The organism is Mycobacterium sp. P7213, assembly GCF_900604305.1.
In the GTDB taxonomy this organism is placed as follows: domain Bacteria; phylum Actinomycetota; class Actinomycetes; order Mycobacteriales; family Mycobacteriaceae; genus Mycobacterium.
The window spans coordinates 129,723-140,171 of sequence record NZ_UWOA01000003.1; the positions used below are offsets into that span (position 1 = coordinate 129,723).

General features: G+C 69.5%; 10 protein-coding genes and 1 pseudogene. 7 read left to right on the forward strand and 4 right to left on the reverse strand.

Annotated features, from left to right (window positions below):
- Window positions 1–121: 121 nt before the first annotated feature.
- Genes EJK91_RS02440 through EJK91_RS02450 form a run of 3 tightly spaced genes read left to right on the forward strand, consistent with a single transcriptional unit; the run spans window position 122 to window position 3,778 of the window.
- On the forward strand, window positions 122–1,333 hold the full coding sequence (locus EJK91_RS02440) for an acetyl-CoA C-acetyltransferase (protein WP_125078163.1): 1,212 nt from the start codon (window positions 122–124) through the stop codon (window positions 1,331–1,333).
- 15 nt (window positions 1,334–1,348) lie between these two features.
- Window positions 1,349–3,481 (forward strand): 3-hydroxyacyl-CoA dehydrogenase NAD-binding domain-containing protein, encoded by a 2,133-nt coding sequence (locus tag EJK91_RS02445; protein ID WP_024443958.1) that lies wholly within the window; start codon window positions 1,349–1,351, stop codon window positions 3,479–3,481.
- 12 nt (window positions 3,482–3,493) lie between these two features.
- On the forward strand, window positions 3,494–3,778 hold the full coding sequence (locus EJK91_RS02450; protein WP_024443959.1) for a hypothetical protein: 285 nt from the start codon (window positions 3,494–3,496) through the stop codon (window positions 3,776–3,778).
- A 15-nt stretch (window positions 3,779–3,793) separates the two neighbouring features.
- Here the strand turns inward: EJK91_RS02450 and EJK91_RS02455 are convergent, their stop codons facing one another.
- The 3 genes from EJK91_RS02455 to EJK91_RS02465 are packed head-to-tail and all read right to left on the reverse strand — an operon-like array spanning window position 3,794 to window position 8,268.
- Complete coding sequence (locus EJK91_RS02455; RefSeq protein ID WP_125078164.1) at window positions 3,794–4,219, reverse strand: pyridoxamine 5'-phosphate oxidase family protein; 426 nt, start codon at window positions 4,217–4,219, stop codon at window positions 3,794–3,796.
- A 35-nt stretch (window positions 4,220–4,254) separates the two neighbouring features.
- The gene (locus EJK91_RS02460) at window positions 4,255–5,907 is read right to left on the reverse strand and encodes a DNA repair helicase XPB (protein ID WP_125078165.1); all 1,653 of its coding nucleotides are present in this window, start codon (window positions 5,905–5,907) and stop codon (window positions 4,255–4,257) included.
- 39 nt (window positions 5,908–5,946) lie between these two features.
- A complete protein-coding gene (locus tag EJK91_RS02465) occupies window positions 5,947–8,268 on the reverse strand; it encodes a helicase-associated domain-containing protein (RefSeq protein ID WP_125078166.1) in 2,322 nt (773 codons plus the stop codon).
- 62 nt (window positions 8,269–8,330) lie between these two features.
- On the opposite strand from EJK91_RS02465, the gene EJK91_RS02470 reads away from it, so the two are divergent.
- Genes EJK91_RS02470 through EJK91_RS02485 form a run of 4 tightly spaced genes read left to right on the forward strand, consistent with a single transcriptional unit; the run spans window position 8,331 to window position 9,913 of the window.
- Window positions 8,331–8,519 (forward strand): hypothetical protein, encoded by a 189-nt coding sequence (locus EJK91_RS02470; RefSeq protein WP_024443963.1) that lies wholly within the window; start codon window positions 8,331–8,333, stop codon window positions 8,517–8,519.
- 10 nt (window positions 8,520–8,529) lie between these two features.
- A complete protein-coding gene (gene moaC, locus EJK91_RS02475) occupies window positions 8,530–9,003 on the forward strand; it encodes a cyclic pyranopterin monophosphate synthase MoaC (RefSeq protein WP_024443964.1) in 474 nt (157 codons plus the stop codon).
- Complete coding sequence (locus EJK91_RS02480; RefSeq protein WP_024443965.1) at window positions 9,000–9,479, forward strand: MogA/MoaB family molybdenum cofactor biosynthesis protein; 480 nt, start codon at window positions 9,000–9,002, stop codon at window positions 9,477–9,479. Before moaC ends, EJK91_RS02480 begins: the two co-directional genes overlap by 4 nt.
- Window positions 9,476–9,913, forward strand: a complete 438-nt coding sequence (locus EJK91_RS02485) for a molybdenum cofactor biosynthesis protein MoaE (RefSeq protein ID WP_036458814.1) — start codon at window positions 9,476–9,478, stop codon at window positions 9,911–9,913. The genes EJK91_RS02480 and EJK91_RS02485 overlap by 4 nt, the downstream gene beginning before the upstream one ends.
- A gap of 62 nt (window positions 9,914–9,975) precedes the next feature.
- Here EJK91_RS02485 and EJK91_RS02490 read toward each other — a convergent pair.
- Window positions 9,976–10,449, reverse strand: a pseudogene (locus tag EJK91_RS02490) (transglycosylase family protein); the annotation flags it as partial.

The following is a 10,449-nucleotide window of genomic DNA, read 5'->3' on the forward strand; positions in this document are numbered from 1 at the left end:
CTCCAGACGGACCAACCATCCGGTTGATAGGCCACCCTGTTAGGCTGGGAATTCGGGGACTACGCTCCGACCAAGACGCAGTCGATCCGCATCGAATACCAATACTGAAGAGGAATCGCCCATGTCCGAAGAAGCCTTCATCTACGAGGCCATTCGCACCCCGCGCGGCAAGCAGCGCGGCGGCGCGCTGAACGAGGTCAAGCCGATCAGCCTGGTCGTCGGCCTCATCGAAGAACTGCGCACCCGCCACCCCGACCTGGACGAGAGCCTGATCAGCGACGTCGTGCTGGGCTGCGTCTCGCCCGTAGGTGACCAGGGCGGCGACATCGCCCGCACCGCGGTGCTGGCCGCGGGCCTGCCCGACACCGTCGGCGGCGTGCAGCTCAACCGGTTCTGCGCCTCCGGACTCGAGGCCGTCAACGTCGCCGCGCAGAAGGTGCGCTCCGGCTGGGACGACCTGGTGCTGGCCGGCGGGGTGGAGTCGATGAGCCGGGTGCCGATGGGCTCCGACGGCGGCGCGATGTTCTCCGACGTGCCCTTCACCTACGACAACTACATCGCCCCGCAGGGCATCGGTGCCGACCTGATCGCCACCATCGAGGGCTTCTCGCGCGAGGACGTCGACAACTACGCGCTGCAGAGCCAGCAGCGCGCGGCCGCAGCCTGGTCGGGCGGCTACTTCGCCAAGTCCGTCATCCCGGTGCGTGACCAGAACGGCCTGCTCATCCTGGACCACGACGAGCACATGCGCCCCGACACCACCCTGGAAGGCCTGGGCAAGCTGCGCACCGCCTTCGACGGCATCGGCGCGATGGGCGGCTTCGACGATGTGGCGCTGCAGAAGTACCACTGGATCGAGGGCATCAACCACGTCCACACCGGCGGCAACAGCTCCGGCATCGTCGATGGTGCCGCCCTGCTGATGATCGGTAGCGAGAAGGCCGGCGCTTCGCAGGGCCTGACCCCGCGCGCCCGCATCGTGGCCACCGCCACCACCGGCGCCGACGCGACCATCATGCTCACCGGCCCCACCCCGGCCACCGTCAAGGCACTGGACCGGGCCGGGCTGACCGTCGATGACATCGACCTGTTCGAGCTCAACGAGGCGTTCGCCTCGGTGGTGCTGAAGTTCCAGAAGGACCTCAACATCCCCAACGAGAAGCTCAACGTCAACGGTGGCGCCATCGCGATGGGTCACCCGCTGGGCGCCACCGGCGCCATGATCACCGGAACCATGGTCGACGAGCTTGAGCGTCGCGGCGCCAAGCGTGCCCTGATCACGCTGTGCATCGGCGGCGGCATGGGCGTGGCCACCATCATCGAGCGCGTCTGAGAGGGTTTGTAAAAAATGGCAGAGAACACCATCAAGTGGGACAAGGACGCCGACGGCATCGTCACGCTGACCCTGGATGACCCGACCGGGTCGGCCAACGTCATGAACGAGCACTACCGCGAGTCCATGCACAACGCGGTGCAGCGCCTGATCGAGGAGAAGGATTCGGTCACCGGTGTCGTCATCACCAGCGCGAAGAAGACCTTCTTCGCCGGCGGTGACCTCAAGGCGATGATCCACGTCGGCCCGGCCGACGCCCAGGCCGTCTTCGACCAGTGCGAGGGCATCAAGGCCGACCTGCGCGCCCTGGAGACCCTGGGCAAGCCGGTCGTGGCCGCCATCAACGGCGCCGCTCTCGGCGGTGGCCTGGAGATCGCGCTGGCGTGTCACAGGAGGATCGCGGCCGACGCCAAGGGCAGCCAGCTCGGCCTGCCCGAGGTCACCCTGGGCCTGCTGCCCGGCGGCGGCGGTGTCGCCCGCACGGTGCGCATGCTGGGCATCCAGAACGCCTTCATGAACGTGCTGGCCCAGGGCACCCGCTTCAAGCCGGCCAAGGCCAAGGAGATCGGCCTGGTCGACGAGGTGCTGCCCACCGTCGAGGAGCTGGTGCCCGCCGCCAAGGCGTGGATCAAGGCCAACCCCGACGCCGGCGTGCAGCCGTGGGATGCCAAGGGCTACAAGATGCCCGGCGGCACCCCGGCCAGCCCGGCGCTGGCGGCGATCCTGCCGTCGTTCCCGGCCCTGCTGCGCAAGCAGGTCAAGGGGGCCAACATGCCCGCGCCGCGGGCGATCCTGGCCGCCGCGATCGAGGGCGCGCAGGTGGACTTCGACACCGCCAGCCGCATCGAGACCCGCTACTTCATCTCGCTGGTCACCGGCAACGTCGCCAAGAACATGATCCAGGCGTTCTTCTTCGACCTGCAGCACATCAACGGCGGCGGCAGCCGGCCCGAGGGCATCGCGCAGACCCCGATCCGCAAGATCGGTGTGCTCGGTGCCGGAATGATGGGCGCCGGCATCGCCTACGTGTCGGCCAAGGCCGGCTACGACGTGGTGCTCAAGGACGTCTCCCTCGAGGCGGCCCAGCGCGGCAAGGGCTACTCGGAGAAGCTGGAAGCCAAGGCGCTCGAGCGGGGTCGCACCACCGCCGAGAAGTCGCAGGCGTTGCTGGACAAGATCACCCCGACCGCCGACCCGCAGGACCTGGCCGGCGTCGACTTCGTGATCGAGGCCGTGTTCGAGAGCCAGGACCTCAAGCACAAGGTGTTCCAGGAGATCGAGGACATCGTCGAGCCCAACGCGCTGCTGGGATCGAACACCTCCACGCTGCCGATCACCGGTCTGGCGACCGGCGTGAAGCGCCAGGAGGACTTCATCGGGATCCACTTCTTCTCCCCGGTCGACAAGATGCCGCTGGTGGAGATCATCAAGGGCGAGAAGACCTCCGACGAGGCGCTGGCCCGGGTGTTCGACTACGTGCTGGCGATCAAGAAGACCCCGATCGTGGTCAACGACAGCCGCGGCTTCTACACCTCGCGGGTGATCGGCACCTTCGTCAATGAGGCGCTGATGATGCTCGGCGAGGGCGTGGAGCCGGCCAGCATCGAGCAGGCCGGTCTGCAGGCCGGCTACCCGGCGGCCCCGCTGCAGCTCTGCGACGAGCTCAACCTGGAGCTGATGCAGAAGATCGCCATCGCCACCCGCGAGGGTGTCGAGGCGGCCGGTGGCACCTTGGAGCGGACCCGCAACGAAGAGGTCGTCGACAAGATGATCGAGATCGGTCGTCCGTCGCGGCTGAAAGGCGCCGGCTTCTACGAGTACGTCGACGGCAAGCGCAGCGGTCTGTGGCCGGGCCTGCGGGAAACGTTCAACTCGGGCAGCTCCACCCCGCCGCTGCAGGACATGATCGACCGGATGCTCTTCGCCGAGGTGCTGGAAACCCAGAAGTGCTTCGACGAGGGCGTGCTGACCTCGACCGCCGATGCGAACATCGGCGCGATCATGGGCATCGGGTTCCCGGCCTGGACCGGTGGCACCGCGCAGTTCATCACCGGCTACCCCGGCGGCAAGGCCGCCTTCGTGGCGCGGGCCAAGGAACTGGCCGCCACCTACGGCGACCGGTTCAACCCGCCGGCATCGCTGCTGTAATCAGGTGACAACGTGGAATCCCCCGAAGCCCCGTGGTTTCGGGGGATTCTGCGTTTCCTCGACCGCCGGGTGAGCGTTGGGGCGCTGATCGAGTCGGCGCTGTGGCTCGGCCTGGTCTATGTGATCGCCGGCGTGGTGTGGCTGTTCTTACACCCCGACGGCGTCGAACGCCTCCAAGCCCAAGCCGAGCGGCAGTACGGCATACCACCGTCCAGCGTCTACGAGGTGGCGACGGTGACCTCGGTGGCGCTGTGGCCGGTGCTGCTGCTGTTGCCCGCCGACGTCTGCGCGCGCTGAGCCGCGAAATCGGGCTCAGATCGCCCCCATGTCGGCTGAAATCCACTGCTGGGGACGCAGATAGATGGCCACGTACTCGCCCAGTTCGGTCCGTACGTACTCGAGGAACTTCTCGGCCCGGTCGGGGGGAAGGTAGCGGTGGGCCAGCTCGGCGTGTTGGTCGTCGGTGCCGGGCTCGATGCGGCTGACGGCACCGTCGACGGCGACGTAGCGCACGGTCGGCTCGGTGCGCTCCACCATGAGCGAGAAGCAGCCGGCGGCCTCGATGAGCTGCGTCTTGCGCGAGTCGGCCCCGGTCAACACCCAGGGCTCCCCGCCGGGTTCGTACTGATACCAGATCGGCACCGTCAACGGACCCCGGCCGGCGCCGGCGTTCACCGACAGCGCCGCGATGTGGGGCTCGGCCAGAAACTGTTCGCGTTCGTCTTTGGACAGTGCCATGTTTTCGAGGCTAGCCGCGATCGGCGTGGGATTCCTCAGATCGCCGGACCGAGCAGGTCGTCGGCGTCGCGGATGATGTAGCCGTAGCCCTGCTCGGCCAGGAACCGCTGCCGGTGTGCGGCGTATTCGGCGTCCAGACTGTCGCGAGCGACCACCGAATAGAACACCGCGCCGCCGCCATCGGCTTTGGGCCGCAACAGCCGGCCCAGCCGCTGGGCCTCCTCCTGGCGCGATCCGAAGGTGCCCGAGACCTGCACGGCCACTGAGGCTTCGGGCAAGTCGATGGAGAAGTTGGCCACCTTGGAGACCACCAGGGTGGAGATCTCACCCCGGCGGAAGGCGTCGAACAGCTTCTCGCGCTCGGCGGTACGCGTCGATCCCTGGATCACCGGCGCGTGCAGCTGCTCGCCGAGTTCTTCGAGCTGGTCCAGATAGGCGCCGATCACCAGGGTCTGCTCGCCGGGATGCTGCTTGAGGATCGAGCGCACCACCGCGATCTTGGAGTGCACCGTCGAGCACAACTTGTAGCGCTCCTCGGGTTCGGCGACGGCGTAGCTCATCCGCTCGCTCTCGGTCATGGTGACCCGCACCTCGATACATTCGGCCGGGGCGATCCAGCCCTGCGCCTCGATGTCCTTCCACGGTGCGTCGTACCGCTTGGGCCCGATCAGCGAGAACACGTCACCTTCGCGGCCGTCCTCGCGGATCAGCGTCGCAGTCAATCCGAGGCGGCGGCGGGACTGCAGATCGGCGGTCATCCGGAACACCGGCGCGGGCAGCAGGTGCACCTCGTCGTAGATGATCAGCCCCCAGTCGCGACTGTCGAACAGTTCCAGGTGCCGGTACTCGCCCTTGGTGCGCCGGGTGATCACCTGATAGGTGGCGATGGTGACCGGCCGGATCTCCTTGCGCTCACCGGAATACTCGCCGATCTCCTCTTCGGTCAGCGACGTGCGCGCCACCAGTTCGCGTTTCCACTGCCGGCCCGCGACGGTGTTGGTGACCAGGATCAGCGTGGTGGCCTTGGCCTTTGCCATCGCCGCCGCGCCGACCAATGTCTTGCCGGCACCGCAGGGCAACACCACCACCCCCGAACCACCCGACCAGAACGAGTCGGCGGCCATCTCCTGGTAGTCGCGCAGCTGCCAGCCGTCCTGATCCAGGTCGATCGGATGGGCCTCGCCGTCGACATACCCCGCCAGATCCTCCGCCGGCCACCCGATCTTGAGCAGCATCTGCTTGACCCGGCCGCGCTCGCTGGGATGCACCACGACGGTGTCGTCGTCGATGCGGGCGCCGAGCATCGGAGCGATCTTCTTGTTGCGCAGCACCTCCTCGAGCACCGCGCGATCCAGGCTGACCAGGGTCAGGCCGTGCACCGGGCTCTTCACCAGCTGCAGGCGCCCGTAGCGCGCCATGGTGTCGACGATGTCGACCAGCAGCGGCTGCGGCACCGCGTACCGGGAATGGCTGACCAAGGCGTCGACCACCTGCTCGGCGTCGTGGCCGGCGGCGCGGGCGTTCCACAACGCCAGCGGGGTGATGCGGTAGGTGTGGATATGCTCCGGGGCGCGTTCGAGTTCGGCGAACGGCGCGATGGCAGAGCGCGCCGAACCGGCCTGTTCGTGGTCGACCTCGAGCAGCACGGTCTTGTCGGATTGGACGATCAGCGGCCCGTCGGTGCTCATGCGCCCATTATCCGGAGAGCTCTGACACCTCGCTCAGCGCTAGGCGTCTTCGCCCGCCGACGACACCGACGTGATGCGGTGGATCGCGAAATCTTTCATCTGCCCCGACGTGGAATCGAACGCCACCAGCCGCCCACCCAGCACTTGGGTGGGGGCCACTTCGCGCTGGGTGGCCACCCCGGCGGCGTCGACGTAGCCGATCATCACCGTGGCTCGTTCCAGCGCGGCGCGCTTGAGCATGATCATCGCGGTCACCGGGTCCAGCCGGATGTTGTCGAACGGCGCCGACGTCACCGTGCGCAGCACCCGGACCAGCGCGGTCAAGCTGTCCTCGCCAGGACCGGCGTGCTGCCGGTGCCCGCGACGCTCCGCGGGGGTGTGCACCCGCAACCCGCGCGGCCGGATGTCGACGATCGTTCCGGTGGCATCCTCGGCGGCCGGGGCGAAACCGGCGTCGCGCAGCGCCGCCAACACGTCGGCAAGCGGAGCCTGCGCCACGGCCACCGTCGGGGCCAGCATCCGCAGCCCCAGCGCCTCGGCGGCCGGAACGGCGACCGCCTGGGCCAGCAGCGCGGGATCCTCGCACCGCACGAAGGAGGCCGCCAACCCGATCCGCAGCTGCCCGTGCCGGCGCGCGACGTCGTCGATCAGATAGCTGAGTCCTTGCGGCACGGGAGTCTTGGAGTGCTTCTCGAAGAACGCCCGCAGCCCGGCACCGGTGCGGCCCACGTCCAAGGCGGACCGGATGGTCTGTTCGGAGACCCGGTAGACCATTGCGGCGCCGGCCGATTCCACGGTCGCGACGACGGCCAACTCCTCGGCGAGATCACGTTTCAGCGGGCCCGGCACCACCACGGTCAGGTCGGCCTGCACCAAGAAGTGGTCGATCGGCTCGGGCAACGCCTTGGCCATGGCGGCCACCGCGGCGGCATCATCGGCGTCGGACGTAGCGCCGTCGGCGCCGGCGGCCAGCAGGATCCGTCCCGGAGAGCTCAGCGCGCCGCGGCCCAGCACACCCAGCGCGTGCGCCTCGTCGAGCAGCTCGCCCACCGGGCCGGGCTGCAGCCGGCTGGCCCAACGCGGCCGGCGCCAGATCAGCGCCTGCGACGCGGTCACCGCGTCAACCCCGGCGCCCGCGGGCAGCTCGGCGAGCATGCCCAGCAGCAGCCGGCGATCCAGCGGGGCGGCGGTGGAGAACAGCGGGGTGGACAGCGCGGCCCGGGGTTTGCCGTCGGCGCCGCGGCTGCCGATCAGACCCGGCCGGGCCGGCAGATCCAGCCAGGTGGCGGCCAGCAGATGCCAGCGCTGGGCGGTGGACTGCTCGGCGAACCGGTCGGCGAGCACCGTCGGCGCCCAGTACGGGCCGTCGGCGTCGGGCCAGTCTCGTTGATCGACGCGCGCCGGATCGGGAAAGTCGGCCGCGATCAGGCGGGCGGTCGCCGCGACCTCCAGTAACAGGCCCAGCCGGATCTCGTCGACCCCGGTGGTCTTGGCCAGTCGCTTGACCTCGCGCACGCCCAGCCCGCCGCTGCGCAGCTCCGGCACCGGCGTTTCGCCCAGATTGGCCAGGATCACGTCGAGTTCACGCAACACGTCGATCACCGAGCCGGCCGCCGCCGCGTCGACATCGGCCGCGGTGGTCTGCGACACCACAGGGTCGGGCGCGTGCAACGCGACCGGGCCCGGCTGTTCGCCCCGCAGGATCTGCCCGACGAGCCGCGGCAGGATCACCGTCTCGTCGTCGATGCGGCGCAGCAGTCCGGCCGCCAGCAGCCGGGGCACCGGACGCTCCGGGGGTGCGTCGGGGGCAGCGTCGCGGGTGCGCCCGATCGGGGAGCCGGTCAGCAACTTGTCCAGCAGGTCACGTTGCGGTGCGTCCAGATCGTCGACGGCGCCGTGCAGTGCAGCGAAGTGCGCATCGTCCTGCGCCGGTTCTTCCCGGGTCACCTGACCCGGATGCCAGGGCAGGCCCGCGCCCGCCTCGGCGACCACGCGCAACACTCCGTTCGGTTCTGTCGAACCCCAACACAGCCCCCGCTCGATCAGGTCGGCCAGTGCCTCGGCCACCGCGTCGGCGGGGGCGCGCGCGCCGATCAGGGCCAGCAGATCGGCGACCGGCACACCGGTGCCGTCGGCATGCAATTCCAGCAGCGCATCGAGGAGGGCAAGCCGCAGAAAATCCAGCTCATCGGTGGCAGCCCGAACCGACTGGCGAGCCTGGGCCCGCGCGGCCAGGGCGGCGATACTGCCCGGCGGGGGTTGGGCGAGGTCGGGCCGTAGCTTCAGAAGCCGGATCAGATCCTCGTCGGGCAGCTCGGCCAGCCACGACCCCAGTGGGACACCCCGGGCGCGTTCGGTCATCGACGACCAGCGTAAGGCCCAACCGGTGAACGTCGTCGATCGCGACCTGTCAGAATGGTGCCGTGGCTGGAAACCAGGACAACAAGAACCGGTACGTCGACAACGGTTGGCCGAAGACCGACGGCGAACCGGCCGTCAGCGAGCTGCGCACCGATCGGACTGGCGCACTGTCGCCGTTCGGGGACCTCGTGTTCCCGCTGCCGTCCGAGGAGCTGCCCTACCTGCATCCGGTCACCGTCGTCAACCGGTAGCGGTGACGCTATGACCGGGCCGCTCTCACATCTCGACGACCGGGGTGCGGCCCACATGGTCGACGTCAGCGCCAAGGCGACCACCAAGCGTGTTGCGGTCGCCGGCGGGGTGCTGCGCACCACCGCCGAAGTGATCCAGCTGATCTCGGCCGGCGGACTGCCCAAGGGCGACGCGTTGGCCACCGCCCGGGTGGCGGGCATCATGGCCGCCAAACGCACCAGCGATCTGATTCCGCTCTGCCACCAACTGGCTCTGACCGGCGTCGACGTGGACTTCACCATCGGCGAGTCACAGATCGACATCACCGCCTCGGTACGCACCACGGACCGCACCGGTGTGGAGATGGAAGCACTGACCGCGGTCAGCGTGGCGGCCCTGACCCTCTACGACATGATCAAGGCCGTCGACCGCGCCGCCGTCATCGACAACATCCGGGTGCTGAGCAAGGACGGCGGCCGTACCGGCGCCTGGGAGCGCTCGTGAGCGCCCGGACCGCCCGCGTCATCATCGCGTCCACCCGAGCATCGGTCGGGGAGTACACCGACCGCACCGGGCCGGTCATCGCCGACTGGCTGGTGCAGCGCGGCTTCGCCGACGTGCAGCCGGAGGTCGTGCCGGACGGCGAGCCGGTCGGCGCCGCTCTGCGCGCCGCGGTGGCCGACGGGACGGACGTGATCATCACCTCCGGGGGAACCGGTATTTCACCGACGGACGACACCCCGGCGCAGACGCGTACGGTGCTCGATTACGAGATCCCCGGCCTCGCCGATGCGATTCGCCGGTCCGGGCTGCCGAAGGTGCCGACCTCGGTGCTGTCTCGTGGCCTGTGCGGGGTGGCCGGCCGCAGCCTGGTGGTCAACCTGCCCGGGTCGTCCGGCGGGGTGCGTGACGGGCTTGGCGTGCTTGCCGACGTCCTGGATCACGCCTTGGACCAGCTCGCCGGCGGAGACCACCGATGACCGCCTCCGCCGCGGTGGTTCTGCGGGCCGCGATCACCGAGCAACCCATCGTGCTGTCCGAACACGAGGAGCTGGTAGGCCACCGGGCCGCGGGGGCGATCGTCGGATTCGTCGGCATGATCCGCGACCACGACCACGGCCAGCAGGTGACCCGGCTGGAGTACTCCGCGCACCCGTCGGCGCAGCAGGTGATGGCCGAAGTGCTGGCCGAGGTTGCCGCGCAGGCCGCAGGGGTCCGTGCGCTGGCCGCCAGCCACCGGGTCGGCGCGCTGCACATCGGTGACGCCGCCCTGGTGGCCGCCGTGGCGGCCGATCACCGCCGAGAAGCCTTCGAGGCCTGCGCGTTGCTGGTGGACACCATCAAGGCGCGGCTGCCGGTATGGAAGCACCAGTTCTTCGCCGACGACACCGAGGAGTGGGTCGGCTCGGCCTGATCGTGTGAACACAAAAAGCGGGGGCCGGTTATCCGGCCCCCGCTTTTTGTACGAACTTGTGACTACATAACCCGGCTGGGCTGCAGCGCGAACGCGTCCAGCGCGTCGTTGCCGCTGATGTTCTCCGACCGAACGGCCTGCCACAGCTGCTGGTGGAAGCCGACCGAGACAGCTTCCTGGCGGTTGCCGTCCTGGCCGGGAGCCGGAGCGACCTCGTCGCCGGGCGCCGGGGCCTCGGGCGCCGGAGCCTCCGGGTTCCACCACGGGGCCTCGGGGGCCGGCGGCGGGACATCTTCGGCGATCGGGGCCGGGGCCTCGGGTGCCGGGGCCTCCGGTGCGGGGGCCTCCGGAGCGGGAGCCTCGGGAGCGGGCGGCAGGTCCTCGGCGATCGGGGCCGGGGCCTCGGGTGCCGGTGCTTCGGGTGCCGGAGCCTCGGGAGCCGGGGGCATCCAGCCTGCGGGAGCCGCCGGTGCGGCGCCTTCCTCAGGAGCCGGAGCCTCGGGTGCCTGCGGAGCCCACCACGGTGCGGGCTCGGG

Coding starts and splice junctions, on each gene's coding strand:
- EJK91_RS02460 (WP_125078165.1), bottom strand. CDS start 5,907: ATGAGCACCGACGGGCCGCTGATCGTCCAATCCGACAAGACCGTGCTG.
- EJK91_RS02445 (WP_024443958.1), top strand. CDS start 1,349: ATGGCAGAGAACACCATCAAGTGGGACAAGGACGCCGACGGCATCGTC.
- EJK91_RS02440 (WP_125078163.1), top strand. CDS start 122: ATGTCCGAAGAAGCCTTCATCTACGAGGCCATTCGCACCCCGCGCGGC.
- EJK91_RS02455 (WP_125078164.1), bottom strand. CDS start 4,219: ATGGCACTGTCCAAAGACGAACGCGAACAGTTTCTGGCCGAGCCCCAC.
- EJK91_RS02465 (WP_125078166.1), bottom strand. CDS start 8,268: ATGACCGAACGCGCCCGGGGTGTCCCACTGGGGTCGTGGCTGGCCGAG.
- EJK91_RS02485 (WP_036458814.1), top strand. CDS start 9,476: ATGACCGCCTCCGCCGCGGTGGTTCTGCGGGCCGCGATCACCGAGCAA.
- moaC (WP_024443964.1), top strand. CDS start 8,530: ATGACCGGGCCGCTCTCACATCTCGACGACCGGGGTGCGGCCCACATG.